The sequence below is a fragment of the Oceanicola sp. S124 genome, assembly GCF_000220565.1.
GTDB lineage: Bacteria > Pseudomonadota > Alphaproteobacteria > Rhodobacterales > Rhodobacteraceae > Pseudooceanicola.
Genome location: NZ_AFPM01000197.1, coordinates 1 through 18,317, shown reverse-complemented (window position 1 = coordinate 18,317; position 18,317 = coordinate 1). Strand labels below are relative to the sequence as shown.

The window sequence follows — 18,317 nt, the reverse complement described above, 5'->3', positions numbered from 1 at the left end:
GGGCACCGCATGTCCAACAATGTCTTCACCATCTCGATGAGCAAGTGGGACAGCCTCGATGGCGATCAGCAGGCCATCCTGCAGGACTGTGCCGACCAGTTCGAGGACGACATGGCGGACTACGTGCTGCAACAGGAAGAAGAGCTGGTTTCCTTCTTCGAGGGCGAGGGGCTGAAAGTCTACGCGCCCGATACCGAGGCGTTCCGCACCCATGTGCTGGAGGTCTACAAGAGCTCGAAGTTCTCCGAGGACTGGCCCGAGGGCCTGCTCGAGCAGATCAACGCGCTGTAACGGAACAGGGCCGGCGCCCTGCCGGCCCGCAACTGACACGCCATGCAAGGCAAGGTGAACGGGGAAAGAATGGAGCGTTTGAAAACACTCGCAAGATGGGGAGGGCGCGGGGCCGAAGTGATCCTGGCGCTGATCCTCGGCGCGCTCTTCGTGAGCTTCCTGATCCAGATCGTGTTTCGCTATCTGCTGAACCTTCCGCTGGGCTGGACGGTCGAGTTCGTCTCGGTCGCCTGGCTCTGGGGGATCCTCTTCGGCTACGCCTTCGTGGTACGCGAAAGCGACGTGATCCGGCTGGACATCATCTATGCCGCGCTGCCCCGATGGGCCCGGCGGGTGCTGGACGTGATCACCGGCACGATCTGCGCCGGGATCTTCCTTTGGACCCTTCCACAGGTCTGGGGCTACATCGACTTCATGGCGATCGAGAAGACCTCCTACATGAAGATCCGCTTCGACTATGTCTTCGCGATCTACGTTCCCTTCGTCCTTTCCGTTGTCATCCGCTGCGGCATTTCCATCTGGCGCGGGATCACCGGCGCCGGCCCGGCCTTCGACACGCCCAAAACGGCGGATACCCACGACTATGACTGATCCCTTTACCCTCTCGATCCTCCTGATCGCCTTCCTCGCCTTCGGCGGCCTCTCGATGGGGCTGGCGATGATCTGCGGCTCGTCGGTCTACCTGATCCTGCGCGGCTTCGATCCATCGATCGCCTCCGAGACCCTGCTTCAGGGCCTGTTCAACAGCTACACGCTGCTGGCGATCCCGCTGTTCATCCTGGCCGCCGACATCATGAACATCGGCTCGCTGGCCGACCGGCTGCTGCGGTTCAGCCAGGCGCTTGTCGGGCGCTTCCGCGGCGGCCTGGGACACGTCAACGTGGTGTCGTCGCTGATCTTCTCGGGCATGTCCGGCTCGGCCGTGGCCGATGCGGTCGGCATGGGCAAGATCATCATCAACATGATGACCAAGGACGGGAAATACACCCCGACCTATGCCGCCGCGATCACCGCCGCCTCGGCGACCATCGGGCCGATCATTCCGCCCTCGATCCCCATGGTGCTCTACGCGCTCGTGTCGGACCAGTCGGTCGGCTACCTGTTCGCGGCAGGCATGGCGCCGGGCCTTCTGATGGGCGTGGTGCTGATGGTGATGAACATGATCATCGCCCACCGTCGTGGCTTCGACGTCGACGAGGCGATCCCGCTGCGCGACATGCCCGGCGTCACCTTCCGGGCTATCCCCGCGCTGCTGCTGCCGGTGATCCTGCTGGGCGGCATCTACGGCGGCGTCATGACCCCGACCGAGGCTGCCGCCGTCGCCGCCTTCTACGCCCTGGCGATCTCGGTGGTGCTCTATCGCTCGGTCACCGCGGGGCAGTTCTTCGAGACCCTGCTGGCCTCGGCCCGCTCGACCGCCACGGTCGGGATCCTGATCGCCGGCGCGCTGACCTTCCAGTATGTCGTCACGCGCGAGAACGTGCCGGACCAGCTGGCCGCCTTCCTCGGGCAGTACGACCTTGGCCCCATCGGCTTCCTGCTGGCGATCAACGTGCTGTTCCTGGTGCTGGGCTGCATCCTGGAAAGCGGCGCCATCCTGCTGATCATCGTTCCGATCTTCATCCCGACCGCACAGTCCCTCGGCATCGACCTGGTGCACTTCGGGGTGGTCTGCGTGGTCAACGCGATGCTGGGCCTGATCACGCCGCCCTATGGGTTGCTGCTGTTCATCGTCTCGTCGATCACGAAACAGCCGCTCGGCCGCATCATCCGCGACCTGATGCCCTTCCTCTTTGCGCTCTTCGTGGCGCTCGGGATCATCACCTTCGTGCCGGACTTCGTGCTCTGGCTGCCGCGCCTGCTGGGCTACAAGGGGTAAGCACGCATGAAAACCTCGATCGCCACTGTCTGCATCGCAGGGGACCTTCGGGAAAAGCTCGCCGCCATCGCGGCGGCGGGCTTCGACGGAATCGAGATCTTCGAGCAGGATTTCATCACCTTCGACGCCTCTCCGCGCGAGGTCGGCGCCATGGTGCGGGACCACGGGCTTGAGATCTCGCTGTTCCAGCCGTTCCGTGACTTCGAGGGCCTGCCCGAGCCCGAGCGCGGCCGGGCCTTCGACCGGATGGAGCGCAAGTTCGACCTGATGCAGGAGCTGGGCACGGACCTGGTGCTGGTCTGTTCCTCGGTGCACCCCAAGGCGCTTGGCGGCATCGACCGCATGGCCGCCGACTTCGCCGATCTCGGTGACCGGGCCAGCAAGCGCGGGCTGCGGGTCGGCTACGAGGCACTGGCCTGGGGCAGGCATGTCTGGGATCACCGCGACGCCTGGGAGGTGGTGCGCCGCGCCGACCATCCCAACATCGGGCTGATCGTCGACAGCTTCCACACCCTTGGCCGCAAGCTCTCGCCCGAGAGCATCCGCAGCATCCCGGGCGACAAGATCTTCTTCGTCCAGCTGGCCGACGCGCCGCTGATCGAGATGGACCTGCTCTACTGGTCGCGCCACTTCCGCAACATGCCGGGCGAGGGCGATCTGGACGTGACCGGCTTCATGCGTGCGGTCGCCGCGACGGGCTATGACGGGCCGATCAGCCTTGAGGTCTTCAACGACCAGTTCCGTGGCGGCAGCCCCAAGGCCATCGCCCAGGACGGCCACCGCTCGCTGATCTACCTGATGGACCAGGTCAAGCGCGCGGAACCGGGCCTGGGCCAGAGCCTGCCCGACATCCCCGCCCGCGTGCCGACCGAGGGCGTCGCCTTCGTCGAGTTCGCCGCGTCGGAGAGCGAGGCCGAAAGCCTGCGCAAGCTGCTGGGATCCCTCGGCTTCCGCCGCGCCGGCAAGCATATCGCCAAGCAGGTCGAGGTCTGGCAGCAGGGCGAGATCCGCATCGTGCTGAACACCGAGCAGGAGGGCTTTGCCCATACCGCCCATATCGCCCACGGGCTGAACATCTGCGACGTGGGCCTGCTGGTGGACAGCGCCGCCGACACGGTGACCCGTGCCCGCGCCCTTGGCGCTACGCCCTTCCACCAGCCCGTCGGCCCGGGCGAGCTTGAGATCCCGGCGATCCGCGGTGTCGGCTCGGGCCTGCTGCATTTCATCGACCGTTCCTCGGACCTGAGCAAGGTCTGGGAAATCGAGTTTGCCCCCATCTCGGGCGGTGCCGCCCATGAGGCCGGGCTGACCCGGATCGACCATATCGGCCAGACGATGAACTACGAGGAGATGCTGACCTGGTCGCTCTTCTACCTGTCTCTGTTCGAGGTCGAGAAACAGGCGACCGTCGACGTGGTCGACCCCGGCGGGCTGGTGCGCTCGCAGGCGATCGAAAGCCCCGACGGCGCGCTGCGCGTCACGCTGAATGGGGCCGAGACGCACCGCACCTTCGCCGGGCGTTTCATCGCCGACAGCTTCGGCTCTTCGGTACAGCACGTGGCCTTCGCCACCGATGACATCTTCGCCTGCGTCTCGGAAATGAAGCTTTGCGGCTTCCAGCCCCTGCCGATGCCCGAGAACTACTACGACGACCTCGCCGCGCGCCTGTCGCTCTCGCCCGGTTTCACCGAGCGGCTGAAGGCCGAGCACATCCTTTACGATGAGGACGGCAAGGGCGGATCCTTCTTCCAGGTCTACTCGCGTTCCGTGGGCGACGGGATCTTCATCGAGATCTGCCAGCGCAAGGGCAGCTACGCGGGCTACGGCGCGCCGAACGCGCCGTTCCGCATCGCCGCGCAACGCCGTCTGGCGCCGCAGCCGGGCATGCCCCGCCGATGACGCCGCTCACCCTCGTGCCCAGGTCAAGAACAGGAGACAAGATGTCCGACCGCAACGTGGAACTGGTTCAGAAAGTCGACGCCCAGCTGGGGGAAACCCCGCTGTGGGACGCGACGCGCGGACTGCTGTGGTGGATCGACATCGAGCAGCCGACGCTCTGGCAGCTCGACCCCGCCAGCGGCGCGGCCGAGGCAGAGGCCCATCCCGGCACCTACCTTGGCTCCATCGCCATGACGCGCTCGGGCGGGTTGCTGGCGGCGCGGGACCTGACGCTGGTGCACCGCAGGGCGCAGACCCGCGACTGGCGTCCCTTCGCCAGCGTCCCGGGTGAGGCGATGCCTGCCACCCGCCTCAATGACGGTCGCGTCGATGCCAACGGGTCGCTCTGGATCGGCACCATGGACAACGGGCTGAGCCAGGGGCTGGGCGGTCTCTACCGTGTCGATCCCGATGGCACGATGACCCGGATGCTGGACGATGTGATCGTCTCGAACGGCATCGCCTTCGCGCCTGACGGGCGCAGCATGTATTTCACCGATACCCGCCGCCACGTGACCTGGCGCCTCGGCCTTGACGAGACCGGGCGCGAGATCACCAGCCGCGAGGTCCTGGCCGATTACAGCAGCAGCGGCATCCGCCCCGACGGGGCCTGCGTGGATGCCGAGGGCTGCCTGTGGCAGGCCTTCTTCGCCGGAGGTCAGGTGGTGCGCTACACCCCCGACGGCCGGCTTGACCGCCAGATCGCCCTGCCGGTCACCAACCCCACCTGCCTGTGTTTCGGCGGGCGGGACCTGACGACCCTTTTCGTCACCTCTGCCTTCAAGTTCCTCAGCCCCGCGCAGCTGGCGGACGAGCCTCTGGCCGGTTCCGTCTTCGCAATCGAGGGCGTCGGGCAGGGCGTGCCGGAAAACCTTTTCGCAATCTGAAGCTACACCAGGGAGGATACCATGATCCACAAGAGCTTCCGCAACCTGACCGCCGCCGCGCTGGCAATGGTCGCCTTCGCCGGGGCCGCCTCGGCCCAGGTCGAACTGATCTTCTCGGATGTGAACCCGGCCGATGTGCCCCGTTCCAAGGCCATGACCGAGATCTTCGCCAAGGAGCTGGGCGATGACTTCGCCTTCCAGCCCTACTTCGGCGCCACGCTGATGAAGCAGGGCACCGAGCTGGTCGGCCTGCAACGCGGCAACATCCAGATGGCCGGCCTGCCGCCCTCGGACCTGGCCCAGCAGGCGCCCGAGTTCGACATCCTCGGCGCCGCCTACGTGGTGCGTGACCAGGCCCACCTGAAAGCCATCTTCGACAGTGAAGTCGGCGACCAGCTGAAGGCCATCGCGCGCGACAAGCTGAAGGTCGAGATCCTCGGCACCTTCTACTACGGCACCCGTCACCTGAACCTGAAGGGCGATGCCGAGTACATGACCCCCGCCGATCTGGCGGGCGTCAAGCTGCGCATGCCCGGCGGTGAAAGCTGGCAGTTCCTCGGCAAGTCCCTGGGCGCCAACCCCGTGCCGATCCCCTACACCGAGCTCTACACCGCGCTGCAGTCCGGTGTGGTCGACGGCCAGGACAACCCGCTGCCCAACAACCGCCAGATGAAGTTCGACGAGGTCACCGACCAGATCGTGCTGACCGGCCACAACGTCGGCTTCGGCATGCTGCTGATCTCGTCGATGGTCTGGGACGACCTGAGCGACGAGCAGAAGGCCACCCTGCAGGCCGCGGCCGACAAGGCCACCGCCTGGTCCGACCAGCAGTACCTCGACCAGGAAGCCGAGCTGGTCGCCTACTTCGAGGGCGAGGGCCTGAAGGTCTACACCCCCGACCTGGCGGCCTTCCAGGCATATGCCCAGGAACAGTACCTGGCCTCGCCGCTGTCGGCCAACTGGCCCGAGGGCATGGTCGAAGCGATCAACGGTCTCTGATCCTGTCAGGGTGACGACGCAGACAAGGGGGCCTCGCCGCGCAAGCGGCGGGGCCCTTCGTCAATGAGGACGGAGAGTTGCGAGGACGGAGAGCCGCGCGCTGGTCATCGCCGCTGCGGGCATTCACATCCCTGACGACCTTGCCTTGCCCAATGCCGGCCACCTGCCCGGAAACCGTCAGGAACGAAGCGGGCCGGCCCGGGGACGGGACCGGCCCGCGACGGCGTGTCGGGGAGAGGTGCTGCGGCGAGGGAGGAAACCGCGCGGATCAGGCCTCGACCTCGACCTCGCCGATGGGATGCGAACAGCAGGCGAGGATGTAGCCCTCGGCGATGTCGTCCTCGGTGATGCCGCCGTTGTGCACCATGTGCACCTCGCCGCTGGTCTTGCGGATCTTGCAGGTGCCGCAGACGCCGAAGGTACAGCCCGACGGGATGTTCAGCCCCGCCGCGCGGGCCGCCGACAGCACGGTGTCGGTTTCGGCGCAGGTGGCGGTGACATCGGAGGCCGAGAAGTGGATCTGCGCCTTGGTATCCTCGTCCGGGACCACATCGTCATCGGCATAGTCCTCGGCCAGGGCAGCGGCAGGGGCCTGGAAGCTTTCCTGGTGGTACTTCGTCATGTCGTATCCGAGGCCCTGCAGAGCGTCGCGGACGGCCTGCATGAAGGGCTCGGGGCCGCAGCAGAAGACCTCGCGGTCGAGGTAGTCGGGGGCGATCAGGCCCAGCATCAGCTGGTTGAACATGCCCTCGTAGCCGGCCCAAGGGCGGAAGCGGTCGCTTTCCTCGACCACCCATTTCAGCTTCAGCGCATCGGTGCGGCTGGCCATGTGCTCCAGCGTCTCGCGGAAGATTATGTCCGAGGGGCGCCGGGCGCAGTTGACGAAGACGATGTCGGCAGGGCGGCCGGTGTCGTAGAACCAGGTGGTCATCGACTTCATCGGCGTGATGCCCGAGCCGGCCGAGATGAACAGGTACTTGTCCGAGCGGTGGTGGTGGCTGGTGAAGGTCCCGCCCGGGGCGGTCGACTTCAGCCGCATCCCCGGCACCAGGTTGTCCAGCATCCAGCGGGTGCCGATAGAGCCGGGCTGCGCCTTGACCGTGACGGTCAGGCAGAGCGGCCGCGAGGGCGAGGACGAGATCGTGTAGGTGCGATAGAGCGGCCCGCCCGGCACCGGCAGTTCAAGGGTGATGAACTGGCCCGGCAGGTAGGAGAAGATCGAGCGGTCCTCGGCGGCGAAGCTGAAGGTCACGACATTGGGCGCCTCGGGCAGGACGGCCACGCATTCCAGCATGGCCGAGCCGTCCCATGTGCTGATCGGCTGGGCGAGGGTCGGGTTGGGCACGTTCATTCCGCGGCCAGCCTGACCGGGTCGATGCGGTTGCCGAGGGTGGTGCAGTACCAGTCGGTGAACTGGATCACGCCATCTTCGTGGGTCGCGGAATAGGGGCCGGGGCGATAGGCGGGCGAGAGGACGCCCTGCTGGTTGTCCTCGACGACCCGGCGGTCCTCGTCGTTGGTGTGTTCCCAGACCACGGTCAGGTTCTCGAGATCATAGTCGCGGCCCTCGACGGCGTCCTTGTGGACCAGCCAGGTGGTCTGGACCTCTGTCTCGGTCGGGCTGATCGGGGTGACGCGGAAGGTGATCGAATGGTCCGTCAGGAAGTGGTTCCAGGTGGTCGGGTAGTGGAACTTCAGCAGCGTGCCCGCATCCAGCACCGGGACCTGGCCGAGGCGCTTCTGCACCGCGATCTTGCCGCTCAGCGTGAAGCTTTCGGCGCCGTCCAGCAGCGGCATCCGGGCGATGCGGAACTGGCCGTCATCGGACATGTGGAACCGCGAGGGCGCGCCGAGGCCCTCCAGCCGCTGGAAGTGGCTTTCCACCTTGGGCGGGAAGGTGCCATCGGGCGCAACGCCGGTGATCGTCGGATCCTCGGGGTAGGTGCGGCAGAGGTCGGGGTGGTTGCCGGCGCAGTGATAGCACTCGCGGTTGTTTTCCCAGACCAGCTTCCAGTTGCCGTTCTCGACGATGGTCGACTGATGTGCCACCTTGGCCTCGGTCAGGTCATGCACGGCGAGATAGGGGGCGATGCGGGCGGCGAACGTGTCGAAATCGGGGGCCTCGGCGGCGAGGCAGATGTAGACAAGCCCCTGCACGGTGCGGCAGTGCACCGAGCCCAGCCCGTGGCTGGAGGCGTCGAAGTCGCTGCCCATGTCGCGCGCCCAGAGCAGACGGCCGTCCAGCTCGTAGGTCCACTGGTGGTAGGGGCAGACCAGCTTGGCCACCTGACCCTGATGCGCCTTGCACAGGATCGAGCCGCGGTGGCGGCAGGTGTTGTGGAAGGCGCGGATCTCGCCGTCGGCGCCGCGCACCACGACCACCCGGTAGGGGCCGACCTTGTGGGTGACGTAGCTGCCGGCCTTCGGCATCGCCGCTGCGGGGGTCACGAACAGCCAGTCGCGATACCAGATCGACTCCATGTCGAGAGCGAAGATGTCGGGGTCGGTGTAGAACCCCCGTTCCAGCGAATGGCCCGGCTGGCGCCGGGAGAGCATGTCGCGTGCCTTGGCCTGAACGTCCATGGCGGTGCCTCCTAAGCCGGGCGCACCCGGGTCCTGGGTTTGAGGGGGCGCGGCGGGCCCCGGGCAAGCCGGGACCGTCCCCACCGCTCCCCGCGGTTCGACGTCGTGCAGGGCCATGGCCCGGGCCGGAGGCGCCCGAAGGCGCCCGGTCGGTGCCGAGGGGCCGCGCTGGCGAAAGGCTTTCCGTTTCCGGGCCTTGCGGGGCAGCGCGCATCGGCCGTCGGCCTTCCCGGGCGGATCCCGGGGGACCGAACCCTGCTCTTGCTGAAAGGATAGAGACATGCCCGTGTCGCGATCTCGCAATTGCGACATGGTATCGCGCAAATCGGACCTCTGGTGTCGCGCCATCTGGCTCCGGGGCACGGGAATGGCCCGACAGGGGCCGTCCGGACCGGCCGTGGACTGGGCGATGCGCCGGACCGGGGCAGAATCAAGTGCCGGAGGGCGCGCGGGACCGTCTCCATGGCCGGGCAGGGCGGACCGACATGAGCCAGGCTCATGTTTTCCATGCCGGATATGAGTTGGAGTATTAACCCCCGGCAGTCTAAGGAGGGGGTCGGGGCCGTGCATCCTGCGCCGGCCCGCCCCTGATCCCTGTCGAGTTGCCATGTCCGCGAAGCTTCCCCGCCTGTCCCCCGTCTTTGCAGAAATCCGTGCCGCGGCGCGCGACAGGATCCTGATCCTGGATGGCGCCATGGGGACGCAGATCCAGAAGCTGGGACTGTCGGAAGAGGATTTCCACGGCCACGGCACGGGCTGCGGATGCGGCTGTGCCTGCCATCCGCCGGTGCCGGGCGGCGAGGAGAAGCCGCAGAAGGGCAACAATGACCTGCTGAACCTGACCCGGCCCGACCTCGTCGAAGAGATCCACTATCAGTACGCCATGGCCGGCGCCGACATCGTCGAGACCAACACCTTCTCGTCCACCACCATCGCGCAGGCCGATTATGCGCTGGAAGATCAGGTGGATGCCCTGAACATCGAGGGCGCGCGGCTGGCCCGTGCCGCCATGGACCGGGCCGAGGCGACGGACGGGCGCAGGCGCTATGTCGCCGGCGCGCTCGGACCGACCAACCGGACCGCCTCGATCAGTCCCGACGTGAACAATCCCGGCTACCGCGCGGTGACCTTCGACGACCTGCGGCAGGCCTATCGCCAGCAGGCCCTCGGCCTGATCGAGGGCGGCGCCGACATCCTGCTGATCGAGACGATCTTCGACACGCTGAACGCCAAGGCCGCCATCTTCGCCTGCGAGGAAGTCTTCGCGATGCGCGGCGAACGGCTGCCGGTGATGATCTCGGGCACCATTACGGACCTGTCGGGACGGACGCTCTCGGGGCAGACGCCGAGCGCCTTTTGGCATTCCATCCGCCATGCCGCGCCGCTGACCGTGGGGCTGAACTGCGCCCTTGGCGCCGATGCCATGCGGCCCCATATCGCCGAGCTGTCGGGCGTCGCGGACACGCTGATCTGCGCCTATCCGAACGCCGGCCTGCCCAACGAGATGGGCGAATACGACCAGACGCCCGAGGAAATGGCCGCGCTGATCCGGGGCTTCGCCGAGGCCGGGCTGGTCAACGTGGTCGGCGGCTGCTGCGGCTCGACCTATGAGCACATCCGCGCCGTGGCCGAGGCGGTGAAGGACCTGGCCCCGCGCCGGCTGCCGAAACCCGCGCCGCTGATGCGCCTTTCGGGGCTGGAGCCCTTCGTGCTGACCAGCGACATTCCCTTCGTCAACGTCGGCGAGCGGACCAATGTCACCGGCTCCGCCCGGTTCCGCAAGCTGATTACCAACCGCGACTATGCCGCCGCGCTGGACGTGGCCCGCCAGCAGGTCGAGAACGGCGCCCAGATCATCGACATCAACATGGATGAGGGTCTGATCGACTCGCGCCAGGCGATGATCGAGTTCCTGAACCTGATCGCCGCCGAGCCCGACATCGCCCGCGTGCCGATCATGATCGACAGCTCGAAATGGGAGGTCATCGAGGCCGGCCTGCAATGCGTGCAGGGCAAGTCGGTGGTCAACTCGATCTCGCTGAAAGAGGGCGAGGAGGCCTTCCTGCATCACGCCCGGCTCTGCCGTGCCTATGGCGCGGCCGTGGTCGTGATGGCCTTCGACGAGACCGGGCAGGCCGATACCGAGGACCGCAAGGTCGAGATCTGCCAGCGCGCCTACAGGATCCTCACCGAAGAGGTCGGCTTCCCGCCCGAGGACATCATCTTCGACCCCAACGTCTTTGCCGTGGCCACCGGGATCGAGGAACACGACAACTACGGCGTCGATTTCATCAGGGCCACCAGGCGGATCACCGAGACCTGCCCGCATGTCCATATCTCGGGTGGCGTGTCGAACCTGTCGTTCAGCTTCCGCGGCAACGAGCCCGTGCGCGAGGCGATGCACGCGGTCTTCCTCTACCACGGCATCCAGAACGGCATGGACATGGGCATCGTCAACGCCGGCCAGCTGGCGGTCTATGACCAGATCGACGCACGCCTGCGCGAGGCCTGCGAGGACGTGGTGCTGAACCGCGTGCCCGCCAATGGCAACTCGGCCACCGAGAACATGCTGGAGATCGCCGAGGACTACAGGGGGCAGGGCGGTGCCAAGGGGCGCGAGAAGGACATGTCCTGGCGCGAATGGTCGGTCGAGAAGCGGCTGGAACATGCGCTTGTCAACGGCATCACCGAATTCGTCGAGGCCGACACGGAAGAGGCCCGTCAGGCCGCCGAGCGTCCCTTGCACGTGATCGAAGGCCCGCTGATGGACGGCATGAACGTGGTCGGCGACCTCTTCGGCGCGGGCAAGATGTTCCTGCCGCAGGTGGTGAAATCGGCCCGCGTGATGAAGCAGGCCGTGGCCGTTCTGCTGCCCTACATGGAAGAGGAAAAGCGCCAGAGCGGCGTCACCGGCAAGGACACCGCCGGCACGGTGCTGATGGCGACGGTGAAGGGCGATGTGCATGACATCGGCAAGAACATCGTCGGCGTCGTGCTGGCCTGCAACAACTACGAGATCATCGACCTCGGCGTCATGGTCCCGGCCGAAAAGATCCTCGCCGTGGCGAAGGAAAAGCAGGTCGACATCATCGGCCTCTCGGGGCTGATCACCCCCTCGCTCGACGAGATGGTGCATGTCGCGGCGGAAATGCAGCGGCAGGGCTACGACATTCCGCTGCTGATCGGCGGGGCGACCACCAGCCGCGTGCATACGGCGGTGAAGATCCATCCGCGCTACGACCTTGGCCAGGCGATCTACGTCACCGATGCCTCGCGCGCGGTCGGAGTGGTCAGCAACCTGCTGTCGAGCACCGCGAAAGAAGGCTACGTGGCCGATATCCGGGCCGAATATGCCGATGTCGCCGAAAAGCACGCCCGCGCCGAGGCCGCCAAGACGCGCCTGCCGCTGGCGGCCGCGCGCGCCAACAAGCTGAAGATCGACTTTTCTGGCTATGCCCCCGCCGCGCCCAGCTTCCTGGGCACGAAAGTCTATGACGACTGGGACCTGGCCGAGCTGGCCCGCTACATCGACTGGACCCCGTTCTTCCAGACCTGGGAGATGAAGGGCGTCTATCCGAAGATCCTGCAGGACGAGAAGCAGGGCGAGGCCGCGCGCGCGCTCTTCGAGGACGCCCAGGCGATGCTCAAGCGGATCATCGAGGAAAAGTGGTTCACCCCGCGCGCCGTGGTCGGCTTCTGGCCGGCCAACAGCGACGGCGATGACATCACGCTCTGGTCCGACGAGGGCCGCAGCGAAGAGAAGGCCAAGCTGTTCACCCTGCGCCAGCAGACCTCCAAGCGCGGCGACCGGCCCAATGTCGCCATGGCCGATTTCGTGGCGCCCGAGGGCGTGGCCGATTACGTCGGTGGCTTCGTCGTCACGGCGGGGGTGGAAGAGATCGCCATCGCCGAGGCCTTCGAGGGCAAGAACGACGACTATTCCTCGATCCTGGTCAAGGCGCTGGCCGACCGCTTCGCCGAGGCCTTCGCCGAGCGGATGCACGAGAAGGTGCGCCGCGAGCTCTGGCCCTATGCGCCGGACGAGGCCTTCAGCCCCGAAGAGCTGATCCGCGAACCCTATGACGGCATCCGCCCGGCGCCGGGTTACCCGGCCCAGCCCGACCACACCGAGAAGGTGACCCTGTTCGACCTGCTGGACGCCACCGCCGCCACTGGTGTCGAACTGACCGAAAGCTATGCCATGTGGCCCGGCTCGTCCGTCTCGGGCCTTTATATCGGCCACCCGGAAAGCTACTACTTCGGGGTCGCCAAGGTCGAAAGGGACCAGGTCGGGGACTACGCCACCCGCAAGGGCATGGCGGTAGAGGAGGTCGAGCGTTGGCTGGGCCCGATCCTGAACTACGTGCCGGGCGGGCAGGCGGCGGATATCGCTGCCGAATAGGGTGTGATCTCTGAACTGTATGCACCAGGGCCCGGCCACTTGGCGGGGCCCTGGGTGTTGCATCGGAGGAAATCGGTCTAATCACCTGATTTCAGGTATTAATTTCACGACATATGGACTTGCCGCGGGCGATGTGTATACATTCCGCGCAAGGGTCGCTGCCCGCAACGACGGGCGGCACCGCTTTCCCGGAAGGAGAACAAGATGAAAGACGAGCTGGTCAAATCCGACCTGAAACCGCCGTTCCGTGCCGACCACGTCGGCTCTCTGCTGCGACCCACGGCGATCGCCGAGGCCCGCAAGGCCGGCGTCACCGGTGCAGCGCTGAAAGAGATCGAGGACCGCGAGATCCCCGCCCTGATCAAGATGCAGGAAGAGGTCGGCCTGAAGGTCGTCACCGACGGCGAAGCGCGCCGCGCCTTCTGGCACTTCGACTTCATGGGCATGCTGACCGGGCTGGACCTTGTCACCCGTGATCCCGAGGCCGGCATCGCCTTCCATGGCGTGAAGACCCCGCCGACCGTCTCGACCATCACCGGGCCGCTGGACTTCCCCGCCGATCACCCGATGCTCGAGCACTTCAAGTTCGTCGCGCAGAACACCTCCGTCTGCCCGAAGATCTCGATCCCCGGCCCCTCGGCCGCGCACTTCCGCACCGCGCCGGAAGACATCTTCCACGACGAGTACAAGGACCCCGAAGCCTTCATGGCCGCGCTGGCCGCGACCTGGAAGAAGGCCGTGCAGGGCTTCTACGATGCCGGCTGCCGCTACCTGCAGCTGGATGACATCTTCTTCGCCTACCTGGGCGACCCCAAGCACCGCGCCCTCTGGGCCTCGCGCGGGCAGGACCCGGACTGGCTGATCGACCGCTATGCGCACATGCTGGACGAGGCTATCAAGGACCGTCCCGCCGACATGCTGATCGGCATGCACATGTGCCGCGGCAACTTCCGCTCGACCCACGCCGCCGAAGGCAGCTACGAGGCCGCCGCGGATGCGATCTTCAACAAGACCGGCGTCGATATCTACTTCATGGAATACGACACCGACCGCGCCGGCGGGCTTGAGCCGCTGCGCCTGCTGCCCAAGGGCAACAAGCGCATCATGGCCGGTTTCATCACCACCAAGACCGCCGAGCTGGAGCCGATGGACACCCTCAAGCGGCAGTTCGAGGAAGCCTCGAAATATGTCGACATGGACCAGCTGGGCATCGCGCCGCAGTGCGGCTTCTCCTCGACCGAGGAAGGCAACGACATCACCTTCGATGATCAGCGCCGCAAGCTCGAGCTGGTGATCAAGGTTGCCGAAGAGCTCTGGGACGACGCCTGAGCTGCACGCGCCTGACGGATCGTGACAGATGACGCGGGCCTCGGGGATCTTCCCGGGGCCCGCAACGCATTGCAGCCTCGGCAATATCCTGGCCCTTGACCGGGTCGGGATGGGGGCGTTATGTTAGTACATAACGCATCCGGAGACCTCGCCTGCGAAGCTGCCCACAGCTTGGCGGGTTCTGTCATGCACTCTTTACACGGGCGTCGCGGAAACGTCGTGTTGCGCGCCTAGTGCGGGGTCATCGTGTCCCACCGGAGTGCTCCTCATGAAATCCTTCCTTTCCGCATCGCTGCTGGCCCTGACGGCCTCCGGCGCCGTGTCCGCCCAGGATCTGCCGCAGGCCTCCAGCCAGTGGTTCACCGACGGCCAGTCCGCGCTTGAAACCGCCCTGGCCAAGCAGCACAACACCGGCCGCGCGCTGAACGTGATCCTCTTCGTCGCAGACGGCAACGGCGTCGCCACCAACTACATGAGCCGCCTCTGGGCCGGTCAGCAGGAAGGCGGCATGGGCGACGACTATGTCCAGCCCCACGAGGCCTTCCCCGAGCTGGCCCTGGTCAAGACCTACAACATCAACGCCCAGACCCCGGACAGCGCCCCGACTGCGGGTTCGATGAACACCGGCGTCAAGCAGCGTTTCAACGTGATCAACGTCGGCGAGGACGCGATCAACGGCGATTGCACCACCGAAGCCGCGAATGAGCTGACCGTCTTCTCGGAGCTGATGACCGAGGCGGGCAAATCCGTCGGCACCGTCTCGACCGCGCGTCTGACCCATGCCACCCCGGCTGCCGTCTACGCCAAGACCGTGGATCGCAACTGGGAATACTCGGTCCCCGCCGAGTGCACCGAAAGCCGTGACATCGCCACCCAGCTGGTCGATGCCATGGAAGCCGGCACCCTGGACGTGGCCCTAGGCGGCGGTGCCCGTGGCTTCGCCCCCGAAGGCGTGGCCACCCCGAACGGCGGCAAGGGCCGCCGTGAAGACGGCGTGAACCTGATCGAACGTGCCGAAGGTCTGGGCGTTTCCATCGCCGGCAACCTGGAAGAGCTGAACGCGATCTCGGAAGGGCCGGTGCTGGGTCTTTTCGGCGACAGCCACGCCTCCTACGAGGCCGACCGCCCCGAGGGCGAGCCCTCGCTGGCGGATCTGACCGGCAAGGCCATCGAACTGCTGAGCCAGAACGAGAACGGCTTCTACCTTGAGATCGAAGCCGGCCGCGTCGATCACGCCAACCACGCCGCAAACGCCAAGCGCGCCATGATCGACGGCAAGGCCTTTGCCGATGCCATCGCCCTGGCCGACGAGATGACCGATGACGCCGACACGCTGATCATCGTCACCGCCGACCACGAGCACGCCATCGCGATGAACGGCTATTGCGGTCGCGGCACCCCGATCGATGGGCTCTGCTTCGACATCGCCAAGGAAGGCATCATGCACTCGGACGAGCTGGTCCTGGCCTCGGACGGCAAGCCCTACACCGTGGTCGGCTACCTGAACGGCGCCTCCTCGGTGCTGGTGGAACAGGCCGATGGCACCTATGCCGCCCCCGAAGGTCGCCCCGAGCTGACCCAGGAACAGGCGCAGGATATCGACTACGCCCAGCAGACCCTGATCCCCAAGTCCTCGGAAAGCCACTCGGGCGTCGACGTGGCGCTCTATGCCAAGGGCCCTTGGGCGCATCTCTTCGATGGTACCGTGGAACAGAACTACATCTTCCACGTGATGAACCACGCGGTGAACGCCGAGTGACCGGCACCGCCTGAACGACCTGGCGGGGGGCCTCTGGCAGGCCCTCCGCTTTTGCATTGAAAGGGATGACCATGCTGATCCGCCGCCGCACCCTCCTGGCCTCCGGGCTGGCCATGCCCTTCCTGCCGGTCGCGGCCCATGCCGGGACGCTGAAGCTGCGGGAGCTCTACGAGAAGGGCGGTGCCTTCTCGGATCTGGCGCTGGACAGCGAAGGGCAGCGGCTGACGATGGAGGGCTTCATGGCGCCGCCGCTGATCGCCGAGGCCAGCTTCTTCGTGCTGACCAAGATGCCGATGGCCACTTGCCCCTTCTGCGAACCGGGCATCGAATGGCCCGACACCATCCTGCCCGTCTACACCCGCCGCACCGTCGAGGTGATCCCCTTCAACGTGCCGATCCTGACCCGCGGCGTGCTGGAGATGGGCGAATACACCGATCCCGATACCGGCTTCTGGAGCGTGATCCGCCTGCGCGACGCCAGTTTCGAGCGCGCCTGATGAGCCTGTCGCTGACGATCCGCGACCTGCGGGTGACGGCTGGCGATGCGCCGCTGCTGCAGCTTGAGGCGCTCGAGGTTCCGGCGGGTTCCCTGCTGGGGATCCGGGGGCCATCGGGGGCCGGCAAGACGACCTTCCTGCACGCCATCGCGGGCCTGAGAGAGCGCGCCTCCGGGCAGGTGACCTGGGACGGGACCGACCTGCTGGCGCTCACCGCCGAGGGCCGGACGCGCTTTCGCGCCCGGAACATGGGCATGATCTTTCAGGATTTCCTGCTGTTCGACGAACTGGGGGCCGGGGCCAATGCCGCGCTTGGCGCGATGTTCCGGCCCCGCGGTGAACGCGCTGCGCTGCGCGCCCGGGCGGCAGGGCTTCTGCGCCATCTCGGCCTGCCCGACAGCACGCGTCCCGTCGCCAGCTTCTCGGGTGGCGAGCGCCAGCGGGTCGGCATCGCGCGGGCCTTGGCCTCGGATGCGCCGGTCGTGCTGGCGGATGAGCCGACCGCCGCCCTGCATCGCGCCGCCGCCGAGGCGCTGACCGGCGACCTGGTGCGGCTGGTGCGCGAGGGCAGACGCAGCCTGATCGCGGTCAGCCATGACGAGGCGCTTCTGGCGCAGATGGACCGGGTGCTGACCATCGAGGCCGGGCGGATCACCGATGACAGCCGGGGGGTGGGGACATGAGGGATCTCTGGGACAGCCTGCCGCTCTGGCTGCAGGATGCGGCCAGCGTGCTGGCCCTGCTGGCGCCGCTGCTGGTGCTGGGTCTCTGGCTGCTGCGCGGCTTCGCGCCCTGGCCGCTGGTGCGGGCGCTGCTGGCACGCTTTCGTTGGACCAATGCGCTGTTCGTCGGGCTGATCGCCGTGTCCGTCGCCATGGGCATCGGCCTTCTGGCGCAGGAGCGTGGGCTGCGCGCCGCCTCGGCCCGGGCCGCGGACAAGTTCAGTCTGGTAGTCGCCGCCCCGGGGTCAGAAATGACCCTGCTGCTGGCGACGGTCTTCCTGCAACCCTCGGACGTGGCGCTGCTGGATGGCGAGACCTTCCGGCGCATCGCCGAGACCGAGAGCGTCGAGATCGCCGCGCCGCTCGCCTTCGGCGACAGCTACCGGGGCGCGCCGGTGGTCGGCACGGTGGCCGACTTCGTTCTCTACCTGTCGGATGGACAGATCGAGGGGCGGCTCTGGGCAGATCATGGCGAGGCGGTCATCGGCGCTTCGGTGGCGCTGGAGATCGGCGAGGGGTTCTCTCCGGCCCATGGCCATGGGGCGGGCGCCGAAGAGGGTGCCCATGCACACAGCCAGTTGCGGGTGGTCGGGCGCATGGCGCCGACCGGCACCCCCTGGGACCGCGCGGTCCTGATCCCGGTCGAGGCGGTCTGGGAGGTGCACGGGCTGGCCAACGGCCATGCGCCGGGGGACGACGAGGCGCTCGGGCCGCCCTTCGATCCGGCCTATTTCCCCGGCACGCCCGCCGTGGTGGTCAAGGCCAGCGCGCTCTGGGCCAATTACGCGCTGCGCGACAGCTTCACCGAAACCGGACGCTCGATGGCCTTCTTCCCGGCGACGGTGCTCACCCAGCTCTACGCGGTCATGGGCGATGTCCGGCAGGCGATGTCGGTGATGGCGGCGGTGACGCAGGTGCTGGTGGCGGGCTCGGTCCTGGCGGGGCTACTGATCCTCACCCGCCTGTTCCGCCGCCAGATCGCCATGCTGCGCGCCCTCGGCGCCCCGCGCCGCTTTGTGCTGGCCGTGGTC

The 18,317-nt window shown here is 66.9% G+C and carries 13 protein-coding genes and 1 pseudogene; 12 read left to right on the top strand and 2 right to left on the bottom strand.

All coding sequences use genetic code 11. The features are described from left to right. From OS124_RS0113935 to dctP, 6 genes and pseudogenes are all read left to right on the top strand, one after another. Positions 1–291 (top strand): annotated as a pseudogene (locus OS124_RS0113935) (C4-dicarboxylate ABC transporter); the annotation flags it as partial. Between the two features lie 69 nt (positions 292–360). Further along, the gene (locus OS124_RS0113930) at positions 361–882 is read left to right on the top strand and encodes a TRAP transporter small permease (RefSeq protein ID WP_029375435.1); all 522 of its coding nucleotides are present in this window, start codon (positions 361–363) and stop codon (positions 880–882) included. After that, a complete protein-coding gene (locus tag OS124_RS0113925; protein ID WP_010140330.1) occupies positions 875–2,170 on the top strand; it encodes a TRAP transporter large permease in 1,296 nt (431 codons plus the stop codon). Before OS124_RS0113930 ends, OS124_RS0113925 begins: the two co-directional genes overlap by 8 nt. Before the next feature lie 6 nt (positions 2,171–2,176). Next, positions 2,177–4,069, top strand: coding sequence for a bifunctional sugar phosphate isomerase/epimerase/4-hydroxyphenylpyruvate dioxygenase family protein (locus tag OS124_RS0113920; protein ID WP_010140328.1), 1,893 nt, complete (start codon positions 2,177–2,179; stop codon positions 4,067–4,069). Between the two features lie 41 nt (positions 4,070–4,110). Beyond that, positions 4,111–4,995 carry an SMP-30/gluconolactonase/LRE family protein gene (locus OS124_RS0113915; RefSeq protein ID WP_010140326.1) on the top strand — a complete coding sequence of 295 codons (885 nt, stop codon included), beginning with the start codon at positions 4,111–4,113 and terminating at the stop codon, positions 4,993–4,995. Between the two features lie 21 nt (positions 4,996–5,016). Next, the gene (dctP, locus tag OS124_RS0113910; RefSeq protein WP_010140325.1) at positions 5,017–5,994 is read left to right on the top strand and encodes a TRAP transporter substrate-binding protein DctP; all 978 of its coding nucleotides are present in this window, start codon (positions 5,017–5,019) and stop codon (positions 5,992–5,994) included. A gap of 268 nt (positions 5,995–6,262) precedes the next feature. Here the strand turns inward: dctP and OS124_RS0113905 are convergent, their stop codons facing one another. Both OS124_RS0113905 and OS124_RS0113900 read right to left on the bottom strand, forming a co-directional pair. Next, positions 6,263–7,345, bottom strand: coding sequence for a hybrid-cluster NAD(P)-dependent oxidoreductase (locus tag OS124_RS0113905; RefSeq protein ID WP_010140324.1), 1,083 nt, complete (start codon positions 7,343–7,345; stop codon positions 6,263–6,265). Next, positions 7,342–8,577, bottom strand: a complete 1,236-nt coding sequence (locus OS124_RS0113900) for an aromatic ring-hydroxylating oxygenase subunit alpha (protein ID WP_010140323.1) — start codon at positions 8,575–8,577, stop codon at positions 7,342–7,344. The genes OS124_RS0113905 and OS124_RS0113900 overlap by 4 nt, the downstream gene beginning before the upstream one ends. A 607-nt stretch (positions 8,578–9,184) precedes the next feature. Here OS124_RS0113900 and metH point away from each other — a divergent pair. The 6 genes from metH to OS124_RS0113870 all read left to right on the top strand — a co-directional run. Then, positions 9,185–12,979 (top strand): methionine synthase, encoded by a 3,795-nt coding sequence (gene metH, locus OS124_RS0113895; protein WP_010140322.1) that lies wholly within the window; start codon positions 9,185–9,187, stop codon positions 12,977–12,979. Positions 12,980–13,183: 204 nt separating this feature from the next. Next, entirely contained in the window at positions 13,184–14,308 is a 1,125-nt protein-coding gene (locus OS124_RS0113890; RefSeq protein WP_010140321.1) for a 5-methyltetrahydropteroyltriglutamate--homocysteine S-methyltransferase, read from the top strand. Between the two features lie 268 nt (positions 14,309–14,576). Further along, positions 14,577–16,067: an alkaline phosphatase gene (locus OS124_RS0113885; protein WP_010140320.1), complete on the top strand. Its 1,491-nt coding sequence runs from the start codon at positions 14,577–14,579 to the stop codon at positions 16,065–16,067. Positions 16,068–16,138: 71 nt separating this feature from the next. Further along, positions 16,139–16,564, top strand: coding sequence for a hypothetical protein (locus OS124_RS0113880; RefSeq protein WP_168161471.1), 426 nt, complete (start codon positions 16,139–16,141; stop codon positions 16,562–16,564). After that, positions 16,564–17,247 carry an ATP-binding cassette domain-containing protein gene (locus OS124_RS0113875; RefSeq protein ID WP_010140317.1) on the top strand — a complete coding sequence of 228 codons (684 nt, stop codon included), beginning with the start codon at positions 16,564–16,566 and terminating at the stop codon, positions 17,245–17,247. The genes OS124_RS0113880 and OS124_RS0113875 overlap by 1 nt, the downstream gene beginning before the upstream one ends. After that, on the top strand, positions 17,244–18,317 hold a 1,074-nt coding region (locus OS124_RS0113870), incomplete at its 3' end, for a hypothetical protein (protein WP_010140316.1). The genes OS124_RS0113875 and OS124_RS0113870, both read left to right, overlap by 4 nt.